Raw genomic sequence first — 16,553 nt, 5'->3', positions numbered from 1 at the left:
CGGTGTCCCACCCGGAGAGCCTGGAGTCTCTGGTCGATCTGCTTCGACGCAACCGGCTGTTCCGGAAGAGACTGGACCGCGCCACCCGAAACCAGCCAATGCAGGGGAGTGGGAAGAAATGTCGATTACCGCTGCTTCAGAACGAACACGATATGCGCGAAACCCATCACAATCTGTACCGCCAAACGTAAGAACCAGATTTTCAGGAGGAGCGGAATGGTGAGCAAACCGGTACGCCCCACCGTCTCGAGGAGAACGTTCTCCGCCTTTCTCTTTGTGGTTCGTATTCTCGGCGGTATCAACATCTTGCCGAGCAATTCGGAAACACGCAGATGCTTCTCTGGTTCTTTCCAGATAGCCGGTTGTCCCCGCGCGACCCGCCACTGTTTCTTGAGCAGTTCCGCCCAATCCCGAGGCGCCTTTCTTACAACCGCGTTCTCCGCGAATACCAGTTTCAACCCGATGGAGACCGCCTCTCCCGTCCACCGGACGTCTCCGCCGGACCGCAAGCCTTCCGGAAACAAACCCAGCTGGTTAAACACGTCCTTCTTCACGATCAGATTCGCCGTCTTGGCAACACTTTTCTTCTCGACGGACTCGCGCATGCGGATATTTGTCATTCCATCGACGATGTGTGCCGCCCGGAACGGTTCAGTGATATCGAAGAGAACATTCCCGGCCACCAGGTCCGCCGACTCCCCCTCCATCGCGGATACGGCCTCCGAGAGCCATTCCGGATCCGGATAACAATTAGCGTCGATGAGCGCAATCACGGCGCCCCGTGCGATCTCGATCGCACGGTTTCGTGCGGAGTACGGACTATTTCGATACGTCGACTCAACCAAGAGCTTCACCCCGGGGAACGACGTAGCCACCTCCCGAGTATGATCCGTTGACCCGTTGTCCACGACAATCACCTCAAAACGACGGTGGTCGTGCGTTTGCATCTGTAATTGCCGGAGGCACCGTTCGAGGGCCTCTGCATCGTTGAAAACGGGAATAACGACTGAAACCGCTACCGTTTCGTGTTTCACATGAAGCTCCACTGCAGACTGAGGTTCATCCCGGCCGAATGCCTGAGTGAAGGTTGCACCAACCAAGGCATGCGGCGGAACCCACGGATTTCCCTCCGGAACGACCGTACACGGTGCATAACTCGAATCGCCACTCACTTCCGCAGAGAGGTTGGTATGGGGGCGATTCTCAGACTTGAAGACGGGGCCGTGATATCCCATAAAACTCACGGTACCAGGCCACAAAGGCGGCGATCCCCTGGCGCACTTCCGTAACGGGGCGGTAGCCCGTGTCCTGCTCCAGGGCGGTGCAATCGGCAAAGGTGGCGGTCACGTCGCCGGCCTGGAGGGGCATCATGTTCTTGCGGGCCTTTTGGCCAAGCTCTTCCTCCAGGGCCTCGATAAAATCCATGAGTCGCACCGGTGCTCCCCGGCCTATGTTGTAGACCCGGCAGGGTGCCGGGCTCACCCCGCTTTGGTGGCCGTCCCAGGCGGGGTCTCCCGCAGGAACACGATCCATCACCCGGCGGATTCCCTCTACTATATCATCAACGTAGGTAAAATCCCGCTCCATCTTGCCGTGGTTAAAGACATCGATCGCCTTTCCCTCCAGAATTGCCTTGGTAAAGAGGAAGAGCGCCATATCGGGGCGGCCCCAGGGGCCATAGACGGTAAAGAAGCGCAACCCCGTGGCGGGCAGGCCATAGAGGTGCGAATAGGTGTGAGCCATAAGCTCGTTGGAACGTTTGCTGGCGGCGTAGAGGCTGGCGGGGTGGTCTGCGGCGGTTTGCTCCGCAAAGGGTTTGTGGGGATCTATTCCGTAGACCGAGCTGGACGAGGCATAGACCAGGTGTTTCACGGGGGTTCCTGCATCGGCCTGGGCCCGGGCGGCTTCCAGAATGCTCAAAAACCCCTGGATGTTGCTGGAAATATACGCCCCGGGGTTGGTCAGGGAGTAGCGAACCCCCGCCTGGGCGGCCAGATTCACAACCACGTCGAAGCGCTCGGCCAAAAAGAGGTCCCGAACCGCCGCGCTGTCTTCCAGGTCCATCCGGTGGAAGGTGAAGTTTTCCTGTCCTGCCAGAGGGCCGGCTCCGTCACAGAGGGATATCCCCAGCTGCCGCAGGCGCCCTTCCTTGAGGGTTACATCGTAATAGTCGTTGACATTATCCAGGCCCACCACCTGGTGGTCCTCGCTCAGGAGGCGCTGTGTCAGGTGATAGCCGATAAATCCGGCCGCGCCGGTTACCAATACGTTCATAAAGACTCCTGTCGGGTTATATTGTTTCATTCTGCCCGTTGGCCGAGCGCGGTAACGCAGGCGGTTCAAGCAGGTCTGTCAGGGTTTTTCCCCGGGGGTTCGGGGCTTTCTCGGACCAGAGCAGGAGCGTATCACTCTCTGACGGGCCTGGCTCTTCGGGCTCGCTCGCGGTGGGGCACCGTTCCAGAAGGAGGCCTTCCTTGCAAGCGCACCATTCCAGGATAAACTCAAGATCGCTTGTGCCAACCAGCACCACCCTGCGGCCGCCCTCCTTGCGGTGATTCCGCAGTTCCTGGCGGATCAGCTCCTTGTAGCGCACCACGTGGCCCACGGTACGCCGCAGATAGCGGTAGCTTCGCTTGCCCAGCTGTTCCATCCCCCGAGGTGTGAGCAGGTACTGGGAGCGGTGCCCCTCGGTGCGGCGCACCAGCACAAAGCCCCGGGTGACCATACGTTTCAAAATAACGTTGGTCATGCCCAGGGAGAGGCCCAGGGCAGCGGCCAGACTGCGCTGGCTGTGGCCCTGCTCCAGGCGAGATCCCTGGTGAATGTGCGCAAGCAGATCGAGCTCGCGCAGATCGGGGGTGTCCTGTGTATCTGATGAGGTCATGTTCATTCCAATTTTCCCGGTATTTTTATCTCTGTCGGCAGAGGGCTGTGCGTGATTCGCCAGAAAAACTAGCGAAAGAACCACCGCAGGGAGAGGCTCATTCCCAGGGCATCGTCGTATACGTCTCCCACATCAAGACCCAGACCGGCCGAGACGGTCAGGGAATCCTTCCCGAAGGCCCGGGCCATAGTGAGACCAAGATAGCTGTGGGTCTGCACCCAGGTTTCCCCTTCGGGCACGATGGTGCGGGGTGCGTAGCGGGGCGATCCGCTCACTTCGGTAGAGAGGTGCTCCACATAGGAAAAAAGCAGGTGGTACTGAACGTGCCGGTCTATCGCGCCCCCCAGACCGTAGTGGCCCGCTCTGACACGGTTACTGGCTATTCTGAAATCCTCCCCCGACCCCGTTCCCATTATGAAGGGATTGCCGATTATCCGATCCTGATGGGACCAGCCGTTTCGGTAGATGCCGTGGGAGTAGTAGCTGCTTCTTCCACGGTGCACATCAATTGCTCCGGGATCATCGGTAACATCATCAATACCATCGCCTTTAAAGTGCTCTTCGTTATCCCTGTACAGCTCCCGGAAGGTATGATAGGAACCACTCTGGTAACTTGTCCGGACGTGTTCCACCACAAAGGTGGTGGGCCACCATCCCGGGCGATCCAGCCGAAGCGCCACACCCCAGAGACCGTCGCGGCCGTTCCGGAACTTGTAATCCCGGTTTTGCTCAAAAAAGTTGTGATGATACAGATCGACCCGAAAGTCCTCGAAGGGAGCCTGGACGCCAATATCCCAGATTCCCCGGTTGTTCCCGAAGTTTCCTTTCTGAAAGGTCGCAAGATCGTCGCTGCCGCCGCCGGAGGCGCGGAGAATCCGCAGATAGCTGTCCAGATCAACGCTGGTTGCATCGCCGCCCCAGGTGCCGTGGTGGATGAGCCCGGCGTAGAAGCCGAACTCCTGGGGCAACCCCAGCCGCGCGTAGGCCCACTTCTCGTGGAGCAGCTCCCGACCCTGGTAGCGCTCCCCCGTGTACCAGCCGTGGTTCAGCCCCAGTTTTACCTGAAGCGCCTCCTGCGTGCCGGGCACACTGACAAAGCCGTCGGTTGATATCTGAACTTTCGGCAAGGGCCGGGCGTTCCCACTCACAGCCATGGACCCCGACGAGAGATCCGGGTGGGGTGTTATCCCCAGAAGCTCCGGGAACACACCGGCTTTGAGGATGAGCTCGCGCCATTGCAGCGCAGCGTAACCAAAGCGCAACCGCGGTTCCAGGCCGTCGTCATCGGTAAAGAGATCAAGATCAAGAAGCGCCGTGAGTTCGCCGTGCTCCCCGAATTGGTGGCGATAGATCCCCTCCAGACTCTGGGAGGCCTGCAGAGCAGAATCGGTGTAGAGCCCCCACTGCCGGGATTGCACCCAGAAGGGCGTGCGGCCTGTTCCTCCGGCAAGATGTGCGGCCACGGAAAGGGAAAATCCCTCGGGCTGGTCGTCCCGGGGGTGCCCCAGGGTTGTCAGAGGTTCCGTGGCACCCAGATTGCCCGCGAGCAGGATGCAGAAAACAGCCACGACCCCGAAGGGCCGTCCCGGGCAAGAGAGAAATCGGTCCATTGTTATACTCCAAGGTGGGGGAGATCTCCTCAAGCGCTACTTGCGCTCTGGAGGTTACTCACAGGCCACCCTCGAAGGCGAGGGGCCCGTTGTTTGGTATATTATTCGTGGCATAGTGTGTTTTGGTGTGAAGCTTTATCGTTTCATATCGCGGTAGAAGTTCTCGTGGGGCCCGAGTGCCTCAAGGTAAATCAATCGCAGGCAATCTTCACGGGTATAGGCAAGCAAATAAACCTGGCCTGAACTCCGGAATCTGTGGACCCACAGGTCCGAGAGGTCTCCTTTTTTCTGAACACCTATATCAGGGTTTGCCGAAATATCGGAAATTGCCTGATTTACATCGGCACAAAGAGACTTGTGAAGCTTTTTGTACACTCGAACAAAACGACGTGTCTGCCGCACTTCCCAGTTCATTGGTCCGCCAGATTATTCAGCGCGGGGAACAAAGACCGTGCTATCGTCTTTGGGCTCGGCCATACTCATGAGACTCTCTGCAATAAACGAAGCCGGCAGATCCGGGTTGTCCAAGGCGGAGCGGCCCACCTTGGCCCAGAACTCAACCTGTGCCTGCACCGTGCGAAACTCCGCCTTTGATGCAACACGGGCTGCCTGCACAAGCTCCTCATCGATGCGAACGGAAACAGTACTCATTGAAGCGCTACCTCACCATCAATTTACCACAAATGTGGTAAATAAACAAGCAGTTTTGCTCCATCTTTTCCCTCGCAGATCCATCAGGAGGTTCGGGCGACCTCGTCGGGCTGGTGGCGGGAGTCTGCGGCCTGATACCGATAGAGCATGATCACCGCCAGGGCGACAGCGGTCCAGGCTCCCGAGAGAATGGCCAGGCGGAACCCGTTGTGAAGCAGCTTGAAGGCCAGGACCGAGAAGGCCATGAGACCGCAAAAGCCGTAGATGACGGCCAGGGCCTGGGGAACGGAGAGGCCCGCATCCTGCAATTTGTGATGAATGTGCTCCCGATCGGCGCTGTGGAAGGGCAACCCACGGGATTTGCGCCGGATCACGGCGGCCACGATATCGGCAATGGGAACCAGAAGCAGCGAGATCGGCACCAGCACCGGCACGGGGAGAACCTCCCCCCCCCGGGAGAGGATGGGCAACACCGCCACGGCGTAGCCCAGAAAGAGCGCGCCGCCATCGCCCATGAAGATTTTTGCCGGAGGCAGGTTAAAGACCAGAAACCCCGCTATGGCCCCGCAGAGGGTGAAGGCCAAAAGCGCCGTGAGGGCGTTTCCCTCGGCAACAGCCAGAACCCCCAGCACCAGGGAGGCGATAAAGACAACCCCGCCGGCAAGGCCGTCCATGCCATCGATCAGGTTCACGGCGTTGCCCATGCCCACAATCCAGGCCACGGTAAAGGGCACGGCGAAGATCCCCAAGGAGATCTGCGTGGCAGGGCCAAAAAACTGGATGGTGCGGATAACAGGCCCCCCGGCAACGATAATGCCCGCCGCCAGGATCTGGAGAGAAAGCTTCTTGAGGGCGGGGATGTTCCGGAAGTCGTCAAAGACACCCGTGGCGTGGATCAGGAGCAACCCCGCCAGAATTGCGGCCATGTACCAGAAGGAGAAGGCCCGACCCTGGGCGGTATAATGAAAGAGAAAGAACGCGCTCAGACCAACGGTGAAAAAACTCACCGAGATGCCGATGCCACCCAGAAAGGGGATGTTTCCATCGTGGGCCTTGCGCTCGTCGGTCCAATCGTACCAAGCGCGATTGCGCGCCAAGCCTATCAAAAAACGAACCAGAACCGCCGAAAACAGCGTTGCTCCGGCAGCGGCAAATATCAAGTCCATGCAGACACCCCTTGTGTATATTAATCATCCGAGATGGCTCCCCCCCTGTCAACCAGTTGCAACGGTTCTTCTGCAGATTGCCGCAGAATCAATCACTCAGGTTCAGGTAGAGCAGCACAATGCTGGTAGCGGTGCTCACAATGGTGGCGATGGGCCCCACAAAGAAAAACACGCTGTTGGTGGAAAAGTGGATGGTATCCTCGGGCTGGATCTCGTCACTCTTGTTGCGGCGGCTGCCATCGACGGTGCGAATCTTGGGGCGATCTCCCATGTGACGGTTGCGATCGGTGCCGCCAGCCTGGGCCATGTAATACTCGTAGGTTCGGCCCGGCACGTAGGGATAGCGCCCGGGGGCGTGGACGGCCCCGCTGACAATGACAAAGTTCTGCCGAAAGGGCAGGACGATCCGGTCTCCTGTTTTGAGCTCCATATCGGCTGCGGGCGTGCGCTGGTAGAGAAGCTCCTCCAGGTTCACGGTGATCACCTCGCCTCCCTGGGCCATGGTGCGCATCACGTAGGCCCGGGAGAGATCGGCCGAGGGCAGAAAGCGGTCTGCCGTGGCACGCACAGCCTGGGAGAGGAGCGTCCCCGGCCGAAACCGGTGGGGATACCGGGCGTAGCCCGGCTGGGTTCCCGGGTCTGATTCCTGGGTTCCCTGAACTGCTCCTTCAAAGAAGGCCACGGGCAGGAAGGCGTCCTTGGCAAAGAGCGTGACCTGGTCTCCGTCTTCCAGCGGAAAGGGCTGGTCCCGGCGGGCCAGGTCTTTCAGATCGGCCTGGAGGGTCCGCGAGGGTTCTCCCGGCTGGGGATCGGTGCGGATGATGCGAGTCTGCTCCAGATCGGCTGCCGGGGTGGGGCCGTCGCCGTAGCGGTGGATCAGCTCCTCCAAATCTTCGCCGGCCAGGAGCTCGTAGCGACCGCTGCGTTGCACCTCGCCCCCCAGGGTTACAATCCGCTCGGCCCGGTGGAGCACCACCTGATCGCCGGGGCGGATCAGGGGGTCCTGGTCCTGCTCGCCAAAGCGTTGGGCCCGGAAGAGATCGTAGCGGCTGGAGCTGCCGTCGGAGGAGATCACCTCCACGGCACGCAGGCTGGCCCGATCGGTGGTGCGTCCCGAGATCACCTGGCTCAGGCGGGAGAGGCCCCAGGCTTCGTAGCGGTAGGCTCCGGAGACCTCGCCTGTTACGGGCACCTGAAAGAGCCCCGTGGCGTGGATTTGCACCGTGGGCTGGCTTCCGGGATAGGCGGCGTTGATGCGGCGGCGAATCTCGGCGCGCAGCTCGCTATAGAGCATGTTCCGGGCTGAGAAGCTCCCCACCACGCCCAGCTCCACGGTGAGATCGCTCTGGACCACCACGTCCAGCGAGACGGTCTGGCTGCCGGGCATAAAGCGGACCCGGTAGATATCGCCGGGGGTTGCCGGATAGGCGGGGTCTGTGGTGGCCAGGGTGACCCGGCGCAACTGGGAGGCATCCTGGCTGTCTGCGCCGGGGGCGGCGCCCGATGCATCCTGGGATACACAGAGGCCAACACAGAGCAGGAACATGAGCGCGGCCAGGATGGTGGATCGGGTGGTGCGGGTGGTGTTATCTCGTAGCATTGTGGGTATCCTGTTTTAGGGGGTGTAAATGTTCATTCTGATCTTTTTTGCATCGCCAGACTGAAAGCGCATTTCCTGTCGCGATCAGTCCCTCTGATCCCTCGCGTGTACAGGGGCAATTGCTTGTTTGTCCTACACGCTATCGAGGCGCCAGGAAGGCGTGAATGGTCATATCTATGTCGGCGCAGATCTTGCGAAGTATCGTGGGAGAGATATCCCGGCCTTTATGCACCGGCACTGTTGTGGATCTGCCATCATCGCGACGAAACTGCTTGTGGGAGCCTCTCTGACGAACCTCGCGAAAACCGTGTTTCTCCAGCAACCGGACGACCTCTGTTGCTTTCAGGACGGGTATGTTTCCCACAGGTTATGCAACCACAATCTGCTGAGTACCGATGAACTCAACCTCGTTTGGGAGGTCCTCATCTTCCATGAGCATAGTGAGCACTTCCACAAGGTTATCCCGAAGCTCCTCGATGGTCTCTCCCTGGCTGTGTGCCCCAGGAAACTCCGGTACGTAACCAACATAATACCCAGTATCACGATCCCGCTCAATGATCGCAGTAAATGTCTTCATGTAGCTAACCTCGCGTCAGTCATCGTGTCAGTCCTCGTGCCAGTATAGATATAGTATAGCACATCTGCCCAAAATTATTCTTCACCGACGACCTGTTACCGGTTGGAGCGGGCAGGTTTTCCCGATGTGCGGAACTTGGCGGTGACTTCCGGGTCTTTCCGGAGGTTTTGTATGAACTCCAGGAAAAAGGCCAGAAAGACCGCAAAAAAGCCTGCGGCGAAGGTGGCCACAATCACCATGATGGCACGGCTGGGACCGGCCTTGAGCTGGGGCGGCTCGGAGAGCTCCAGAATCTGCATCCGCAGGGCCTCGCCGTCGGCGGAGAGGCGGGCAACCTCGTACTGCTGGGTGAGGACCTCAAAAATGCGGGCCTGAACCCGGAGCTCCCGCTCCAGGCGGCCAAAGCGAACCGAGAGCTCGGGGATATCCTGGGGGTCTATGCCGTCCAGGACCCCCTGGGCCGACGAGGGAGCGCCCCCGCCGAAGTAGCGCCGTTCCATCTCGTTAATGGCCTGGCGGAGCTGATCCCGCTCGGCCCGCAGGCGGGCCGCCACGGGATCGTCTATGCGGGTGAACTCGCCGTAGGTCTGAAGCTCGATCTCCTTGTTGATCAGGCGGGCGCGCATCTCGGCCAGGATACGGACCTGCTCGGTGGCGTAGGCCTCGGGGCTGATGGTGCCATAGCGGCGCTGAAAGGCCTTGATCTCCTCCTCGTAGAAGGCGATCTCCTGCTCCACCTCGGAGAGCTTGCGCTCCAGAAGCTCCACCTCGCGGACTTGAAGACGGGTTATGGCCTTTACGCGGCTTGCTCAGGTTGAGCTTGGGGTAGATTGCCCGCAGTCCAAACTGATGAATGATTCGCCGCACCCGCTTGCTGGTCATATGCCGATATGTACTCTTCAGCTCCCTGGCAATCTTGCGGTAGCCGTAGAATGCTTTCTCACCAAGCACTGTCAGAATGAGCTTCAGATCCTCAAGATCGGCGTCACTACGCCGGTCTGAGCATTCGTAATAGTACGCCGAGCGATTGAAGTCCAGCACGCGGCATTGCTCTGCTATCGAGAGTTTTTTGTGGTCAGCCTCGATCATCAGAACTCGCTCCCGTACAGTTCCTTGTACTTTTTTAGGAATTCGTTCTCTACTGTGAGCTTCCCTACCGTCTGGAGTAACCGCTCCCGGTCGGCCTCTGTGTCCCGCTCTCGCTTGTGCTTTTTGTTGGGACTTTCAAACAGTTCTCCAGCTCCCTCAAGGAGCTGCCGCTTCCACTGCGAGATCTGTCCGGGACTGACCTCGAATCGGGCAGAAAGCTCCTGTAGTGTTTCCTGCTCTTTCGCTGCCTCGATCGCTACCTTCACTTTGAATGCTGTATCGTAGCTTTTGCGCATATCTGTATCCTATCGCCTTTGTCTTTGGGTGGTAAGGATATTCGATAAACCGCCCCGTCAGACTGTCTGATTTCTTGGGCTCATTATAGGCTGTCAGTCCGGGATTTTTGCAAGAGGCTCTATTAGTTCTAAATAGAACTCCTTGAGACGATCCTTGACTGCTTGCTCAGAATAATTTGAAACGGCCCGCCGGTACGCAGAGCCAGCAAGATCACGGTAGGTCGATGTATTCTCGAGCTGCTTCAATGCGCCCGCCAAAGCCCCCGCGTTACCCGGCGGAAACAAAAGACCAGTGCGACCGTAATCACATATTTCGCGCACGCCTGTTGGCAGGTCGGACGCGATAACTGGCACCTGGCGTAGTTGTGCTTCGACAAGCGCTTGACCGTACGATTCACCGCAGTTCAAACTCGGAAGCGCCAAGACATCAATTTTGCTGAAGAATTGTTCCTTATCCGCACCGCTAACATGACCCATAAACTCGACCTGGCCAAGAATCTGTAATTGCTCCGCCAGTTTTTTTAGTGCTGTGTGAAACGTGCCATCGCCAGCCACTATGACCTGGGTTTCCGGTCGACACATCTTAAGCGCTTTGAACAAAATCTGGACACCTTTCCAAGCCTCAAGCCTGCCAAGAAACCCAACGCGCAACCCTTTTGCACGACTTATGTCAATCTCATCGCGGACGTAGTCTTCCTTTGAAGGGAACGCCACCCCATGCGGCAGTACCGTGACTTTATCAACATATCTACTGATTTCGCGCGACTGTTCCGCGAAAATGCGCGTGTAACTAATTATGGTATCAGCTCGTTCCAACAACCGAAGGAAAGCAAGATTTGCGACAGATCGAACCGGTCCAGGCCTTTGCAAATCAGCATGATGGGAGATCACAAGTCTCACGTGCGGGTTTTTCCGCAAATAAAGCCACACCGGGTATGCCAATAAAGGATTAGGCGAGTGAAATTGCAGAATGTCAGGTTCCAGGCCATTAAGAAACGGGATTGGGCTTTCGGTTATCTCCTGACGCCAAAAGCAGCCGAAGCTTCGCAATTTAATCACTTGCACACTTACATCGTTAAACGATATGCGTTCACCGTGACCCTTTCGCATACAAAGCACAGCACTATCGCAAAAATGGCTCGCTGCATGAGCAACCTGTCGAACGTTGTTCTCTATCCCTCCGATCTCAGGTAAATAGTATTTTCCGATTTGAACAATCATTTCGTTTAGAGCTCCTATCTTGACAAGAGAATAGTTGAGACGGCACCAGTTAGGGCTTCCTGAACAACGGACTCTATGAGGAGTCAACTGTTGGAAACGGCCCCCCCCCCGAAAGAGCAGTGTTGCACAAAACACTCAGCGGGACGCCAGTGAAAGAAATAAGGCGCAAATGTCGTCCGCATAACGCTGAATCGCAAACAGACTCGACGCTCGGTTGCGGCCTCGTCGTGCGAGTTGCTGATAGGTCTGGGGATCGTTCATTAGGGAAAGTAGTGCATTGGCGATTTCGTTTGAATCTTCACTTTTCACAACAATACCAGCAGCTTGGCTATCGTCACCTAATGCATCTCGAACGCCTCCTACATTTGTGGCGACTACTGGAATCCCACGCGCCATAGCCTCTCTAACGACGCCCGGCATACCTTCCTCCCGTGAGGAGAGGACGAAAATATCGATATTCGAATAAAACCACTCCATTTGATCGACCCAACCGAGAAAATGAACTTCAGCGCCAGAGACCGAAATATGACGCTTTTGGGTTTCCAAATACTGGCCCTGGTCAGTTGTAGAAGTTTCCCCTGCGATAAAAAACCGGACAGGATGCTTGCGATCTAGTCTATCCATTTCGACGGCCGCGTTAAGAAATAGATCAAGCCCCTTTCGGTGACAAAGCGTTCCAGCAAACCCGACCGTCCAAGAAGCGGACTTCGGCGTAATATTACTTGGCAACTGAGTATTAGCAGGAAGCTCTATCGCCGTGACTATTGTGTGAATTTTGTGTCGGAACCGCTGAAATTGCCGCCGGGTCAGGTTATCACTCGCCTGATTCGTATACTCCGTAACTATTGCGTCTGCGGCTCTTAGCGTAATTTCGTTCAGCAACCACCATACTCCTCGTGACCGCCGCCCCAGAAATATGTTCCATACTAAGGGGCACCGAACTGCTGGCTGCAAGACGAGTGGAAGAAGAGCACGAGTATTGCCAGCAAAGATAAGATCCGGCCTCAGCGATTTCACCACGTCACGCATCTGCGACCGATAGCGGACAAAATCAGGAAAAGCGATAAGTGAGTTCCGCAATGCCAGAAGTCTTCCCCCAAAAGTGTCTAGCCGTTTGGGATAAGGCATCTCAATGTGCTCTATATCACTTCGTTTTGCGCGTTCGGCTATGGGCGTGTTACCATCCGTACATATTAGGATGACTCGCAACTCAGGTCTATTTGCCAGTTCCTGGAGGAGATTGCTGATTACTCTCTGAGCCCCGGTCAGCCGGGGCCTAGCCACTATGAAAAAAGCTACGGTGATCTGACGCACAATGGAATTCCCCCAATCTTGCGGCCTAAGCCGCTTTTATCCTGTTCAATGAGAACAGCTGGATATTAGATCCTTTATACATGGACTTGTTAATCCCGAGCCCATATTGTGAATCGGTAACACACTGATATGAGCACTTTGATTCGCTGCTATATCAACAACTGATCGGATATGCTTTGTAGTCTCAATGGCTAACGATAGATTGCCAATTGGTTTTCGGTCCAAGGGGCTCGTGGAGCCCCTTTTGCCATAGAGACAAACTGCCCAAGGGGGGATTCTATTTGTGGTTTCGACGGAAACAATAAACAGGTGGTCTAAGGAAAGACAACGCACCAAACGCCGCAACACGCGTGCTGTGGAACGGGGATTCGGCCATCGCTTTCCCGAGAAAGCCGTTGCCCAGCATGCCTGCGCAAGACCTTGATCAAGCACCACAATACTAGAAGACCGATCATCGCGAACGATCGCACCGGCTATATAGAGCCAGTTGAACGCGACCTTAGCCATTGAAAAAGGCCCTGTCTGAGGGTACAAGCGCAAGATGTGGTATAATTGAATTACGATTGCTGGTCTAGTCACCACACCAAGCAGTACTAATAGTATTTTCTTGAAGACTCGGAGCACCCGTGGCTCAAGCCCTACTTTCATCGAAGTCGCGCCAAATTTGACCTGTGGATCAAGTGCTTTGATAAGCCGATTCGCGAGGAAAGTTTTCCCACTTCCAGGAATCCCGAATAACTCGTATACGGTTGATTTTGATTCTATACACTTTAGATTCTTTTCATCTATCATCTTTCACCTTTAAAACTTCCTGCAAAAGCCGGAACCGCCAAGGCTTCACTCTCAAGGAGAAATAGTAATATCGTTGCCAACCAATAACCTTCATTATGAAGAACTTAGCCACGGACTTCCCTATGTACCGGATCCTACGGATACCGCGGACTTTCCTAGCTCGGCACCATTCTTCTTGATGTTTAAACAGATCATGAAAGTGTGGCTGTACATTAGAAATCCCTCCCAACCTAAATATTGCAATTGGGACACACAACGATATAACTGGCAGCAAGCGAATTGCCTCAATAGCCACTGCGGTGTCTGCAGCGCTGGTATAGGTTGGTTCGTACTGATATTCCAGAAGAAATTCTTTTGGATAAAAAGTAGCCTGATGCGAGGGAAGGTGACGAGATCGTCCTCTTTTAAGAAAATATGGGTCTGGCGGAACTGATAAAAAGAGCCTTGTACCCACTTGGAAGACGACCCCCCCGTAGAATAGCACCGGCTTAGTCTCAGCATCCAAGCGATCCATTATTCCTCGAAACTGTTCCCGTGCACATTCTACCAGCGTGTCACCACTATTCAAGAAAAGTATATAGCGCCCAGTCGCAACGCGCACTCCTTTATTCATGGCATCGAATTTTCCAGCATCTAATTCACGCACAACTATATCAATCCACTGGTTTTCGTCTATGACGGCATCACACGAGCCTGACTTCGAACCATCGATAACAATCTGTTCCATAAAGGATGCGTTATAGATAGAAGAGACACTCTGCAAAGTAGACTTTAGTTCACTCGGGTTCTCAAAACAAATCGTCACAATGCTCAGCGTAGGTTTTATGTTTTACTCCTTGGTCGTGCCTTCAACACGCAACAGAATGCAATAACTGTTCTGGTTATTCGGGCCTCCTTGAGAGCCCGATTATTGGCTGTGTCACCCCACCGTGGCAGGTGGGGTCCATTTGTCGGTTACTTTAACCCGCATTCAACCGGTCAGATGATCGTAGGTATAACTACTACAGGGTGGTTAGGACGCAATTTTCATGCGTTGTCCAGTTTTCGGGGTCCACTTTATTCTTTCCGTTCTACAAAGACATTTTTTAGCAAGTAACGCAGAATAATTCGATGGGACGACGAACGAAAAATTTCCGAAACGACAGCAAAAACAACGATCGAAGCGAGCACGGACTTCGTAATCCCCTCAATGCCGGGTCGCTGAAGTAGCAGGAGCCCAAAACCAAAACTAGCCAAGTACTTTTTGCCAAATACTGGGGAAGATAAAAAGAACAATAGGCTCAAATAGTAAGGCCACGAAAGAAGAAACCCGTTAAAGACGAGCGGCGACAAGGGGTTTTCACCCATCGGTGGAAAGATTCTCTTACATTCATCATAGTCGAAACGGCACACTGGATCTGCCCCGAACAACGCGACGTGCGGCTCATCCCTGCTCAACTCATACGCGTTTATCATTCTCCATGATCGATTGTCCCCTTCCACGGTACCGGTTTCTGAAAGCTGCAAGCGCATAAACAGAGCTTGATCAAAAATGGCACTCAGATTGGTAGATAATAGAACAACAACTATCAATAGAGTTCCTAATATTAACCGGCGTCGGTTGGTACGATCCAGACGTTCTGAGAACAGATGAGCAACGACATAGATTAAGTGGGCCAAACTGAAAGTAACGAACCCTAGAACGAGTAAGATCCAAGTTAGACGATTATCTCTGTTTAGCAGCTGACGCAAACAAGCGATGGCACAGACGTAAAGACTCAACGCGCCGGGTTCGTCATAGATTCCTGCGGGCCGAATAACAAGACCACCGATATATGAGTTAGAGAAGGTCGTATAGAAGACAAAATTGGGGCGACCATCAGGATTTGGGAAACTAGTCAAAGGCGGGACGCCAAATAGCGATAGCAAAAAGCCAAAGCAACTCAGTATCAGAACGAGTAACATAAATTTACTTGCGATCGAGATTGTTCGTTCTACTGAAGCTGTATCAGCAAATTGAATCAAAAACGTAGCTACGATCAAGAAAACCGACGAAGCAATATACCGAGGATCTTGCCAATACACAGCGGAGATACTCGATAAACACACGATGGATAGAGTAAGATAAATGAACCACGGGTGAAGCTCTAAACGCTCGATATACATGAACCCAAGGGTGATAGCGAGCACAAAGGCGACCGAATAGACCCCTCGCCACCCGATCGCGTGGAGTATTGGAGTCATCGCCACGAACCCCATGAAAAACAGAAGCCATGGTAATACATCTCGCTGAAAACGCAAAGCTACCCTACCGGTCAATAGAACGCGCTGGGGGAGGCGATAGTTGCGGTTCATAATACTGTTTGATTTTTCATTGATCATTGATATAGATAATACCTCTAACACATCACTTATACTCCCACAATCTTTCTGGTAGTCAAGCGGAAAAACTATACCCAATCACGGCTCCCGTCTTCAAGTCCGAGAAGCAACTCTTTAGCTACGCATATAGTCTTGCACGTACTCTAACCAGTTTCGCCCATCTGATGTGCGATCATCTTCCAAGACGCGGACGTGCAAGCGCTCTTCCGGATCAGCAAACAAACGCAAACGAGATGGCCTATACTGACTTCAGTAGACACGTATACTTGAACGATCCAGATGCGGAACAAGGAATCAATGCACGAGAAAAAACGATCGTATAGTGACGAGCTCAAGAGTGAAGCCGTCAAAATGGTAAATGAACAGGGGCTCTCTCAGAGCGAGGTTGGGCTGCGGTTATCGATACCGAAGGGAACCATCGCGAGTTGGGTAGTCGCCGCGAAATCGGGGAAAGGGCGGTCCCGCTCAGGCGATCCGTCGGTAGCTGAGCTTGCCGCTGAGAATCAGCGCCTTCGCAAGGAGTTGAACGAAGCCCGTATGGAGCGGGAAGTCCAAAAAGGTTCATCGTCGAATTCCGGGGAATGCGTGACGGATGCGAAGGAAGAAATATTCGTCGTCCCGGAAGCCATAGGTGACCCGTTTGATCACCTTGATCTTGTTGTTCATACCTTCGAGAACACCGGTATTCAGCCGGCATCTTGTGTGTGCCAGCAAGCCCTCCATGTGAATGGATAAGTTTCTGGCGAACTTAATCAAGGCATCGATGTTGCTCTCGAGCGCCATGCGATACCACTGATGCCACCACGCACGGGCGGCAATGTGATCGTCGAACCGCCAGAGATGGTTGAGATGCTCCTTCATGATGTACACCAGCGATAGTTCCTTGTTGACCTCAAGTGTTGAGGCCCGCACTATTTGTTTATGAATCAGGGGATATAACCGAAATACTGTAGTTGAGACTTGAAAGAAAGGGGAAGGGAAACCGGGCTCAT

At 54.8% G+C, this 16,553-nt stretch carries 17 protein-coding genes and 2 pseudogenes; 1 reads left to right on the top strand and 18 read right to left on the bottom strand.

Annotated features, from left to right (window positions below; translation table 11 throughout):
• Positions 1-125: 125 nt before the first annotated feature.
• The 17 genes and pseudogenes from BW950_RS06335 to BW950_RS06255 all read right to left on the bottom strand — a co-directional run bounded on the left by BW950_RS06335 (position 126) and on the right by BW950_RS06255 (position 15,561).
• Complete coding sequence (locus BW950_RS06335) at positions 126-1,034, bottom strand: glycosyltransferase family 2 protein (protein WP_159438745.1); 909 nt, start codon at positions 1,032-1,034, stop codon at positions 126-128.
• A gap of 169 nt (positions 1,035-1,203) precedes the next feature.
• Complete coding sequence (locus BW950_RS06330) at positions 1,204-2,274, bottom strand: NAD-dependent epimerase (protein WP_076488455.1); 1,071 nt, start codon at positions 2,272-2,274, stop codon at positions 1,204-1,206.
• Between the two features lie 16 nt (positions 2,275-2,290).
• Positions 2,291-2,884: a helix-turn-helix domain-containing protein gene (locus BW950_RS06325; RefSeq protein ID WP_159438744.1), complete on the bottom strand. Its 594-nt coding sequence runs from the start codon at positions 2,882-2,884 to the stop codon at positions 2,291-2,293.
• A 68-nt stretch (positions 2,885-2,952) separates the two neighbouring features.
• A complete protein-coding gene (locus BW950_RS06320) occupies positions 2,953-4,494 on the bottom strand; it encodes a capsule assembly Wzi family protein (RefSeq protein WP_076488453.1) in 1,542 nt (513 codons plus the stop codon).
• Between the two features lie 135 nt (positions 4,495-4,629).
• On the bottom strand, positions 4,630-4,908 hold the full coding sequence (locus BW950_RS15555) for a type II toxin-antitoxin system RelE/ParE family toxin (protein WP_076488452.1): 279 nt from the start codon (positions 4,906-4,908) through the stop codon (positions 4,630-4,632).
• Positions 4,909-4,920: 12 nt separating this feature from the next.
• Positions 4,921-5,145 (bottom strand): ParD-like family protein, encoded by a 225-nt coding sequence (locus tag BW950_RS06310; RefSeq protein WP_076488451.1) that lies wholly within the window; start codon positions 5,143-5,145, stop codon positions 4,921-4,923.
• Between the two features lie 83 nt (positions 5,146-5,228).
• Positions 5,229-6,311, bottom strand: coding sequence for an MraY family glycosyltransferase (locus tag BW950_RS06305; RefSeq protein ID WP_076488450.1), 1,083 nt, complete (start codon positions 6,309-6,311; stop codon positions 5,229-5,231).
• A gap of 88 nt (positions 6,312-6,399) precedes the next feature.
• Positions 6,400-7,911, bottom strand: a complete 1,512-nt coding sequence (locus tag BW950_RS06300; protein WP_076488449.1) for an SLBB domain-containing protein — start codon at positions 7,909-7,911, stop codon at positions 6,400-6,402.
• Between the two features lie 139 nt (positions 7,912-8,050).
• Positions 8,051-8,275, bottom strand: coding sequence for a type II toxin-antitoxin system HicA family toxin (locus BW950_RS06295; protein ID WP_076488448.1), 225 nt, complete (start codon positions 8,273-8,275; stop codon positions 8,051-8,053).
• Positions 8,276-8,278: 3 nt separating this feature from the next.
• Positions 8,279-8,488: a type II toxin-antitoxin system HicB family antitoxin gene (locus BW950_RS06290; protein ID WP_076488447.1), complete on the bottom strand. Its 210-nt coding sequence runs from the start codon at positions 8,486-8,488 to the stop codon at positions 8,279-8,281.
• Between the two features lie 95 nt (positions 8,489-8,583).
• Positions 8,584-9,255 (bottom strand): hypothetical protein, encoded by a 672-nt coding sequence (locus BW950_RS15310; protein ID WP_234969039.1) that lies wholly within the window; start codon positions 9,253-9,255, stop codon positions 8,584-8,586.
• Positions 9,256-9,319: 64 nt separating this feature from the next.
• A pseudogene (locus tag BW950_RS15550) lies at positions 9,320-9,577 on the bottom strand (IS3 family transposase); the annotation flags it as partial.
• Positions 9,577-9,873, bottom strand: coding sequence for a transposase (locus BW950_RS06275; protein WP_076488444.1), 297 nt, complete (start codon positions 9,871-9,873; stop codon positions 9,577-9,579). The gene BW950_RS06275 and the pseudogene BW950_RS15550, both read right to left, overlap by 1 nt.
• Positions 9,874-9,966: 93 nt before the next feature.
• Positions 9,967-11,094, bottom strand: a complete 1,128-nt coding sequence (locus BW950_RS06270) for a glycosyltransferase (protein WP_076488443.1) — start codon at positions 11,092-11,094, stop codon at positions 9,967-9,969.
• A gap of 135 nt (positions 11,095-11,229) precedes the next feature.
• Positions 11,230-11,976 (bottom strand): glycosyltransferase family 4 protein, encoded by a 747-nt coding sequence (locus BW950_RS15305; RefSeq protein WP_234969038.1) that lies wholly within the window; start codon positions 11,974-11,976, stop codon positions 11,230-11,232.
• Positions 11,977-13,189: 1,213 nt separating this feature from the next.
• Positions 13,190-14,005, bottom strand: a complete 816-nt coding sequence (locus BW950_RS06260) for a glycosyltransferase (RefSeq protein WP_076488441.1) — start codon at positions 14,003-14,005, stop codon at positions 13,190-13,192.
• Between the two features lie 251 nt (positions 14,006-14,256).
• Positions 14,257-15,561, bottom strand: coding sequence for a hypothetical protein (locus BW950_RS06255; RefSeq protein WP_143559148.1), 1,305 nt, complete (start codon positions 15,559-15,561; stop codon positions 14,257-14,259).
• Positions 15,562-15,840: 279 nt separating this feature from the next.
• On the opposite strand from BW950_RS06255, the pseudogene BW950_RS15545 reads away from it, so the two are divergent.
• Positions 15,841-16,077, top strand: a pseudogene (locus BW950_RS15545) (transposase); the annotation flags it as partial.
• Positions 16,078-16,122: 45 nt separating this feature from the next.
• On the opposite strand, the gene BW950_RS15300 reads toward BW950_RS15545, so the two are convergent.
• A partial coding sequence (locus tag BW950_RS15300; protein ID WP_143559147.1) for a transposase occupies positions 16,123-16,553 on the bottom strand: 431 nt, incomplete at its 5' end.

The organism is Alkalispirochaeta americana, assembly GCF_900156105.1.
Classification (GTDB): domain Bacteria; phylum Spirochaetota; class Spirochaetia; order DSM-27196; family Alkalispirochaetaceae; genus Alkalispirochaeta; species Alkalispirochaeta americana.
Note: the sequence above shows the minus strand (reverse complement) of the source record. Positions and strands in the feature narration are given on the sequence as shown.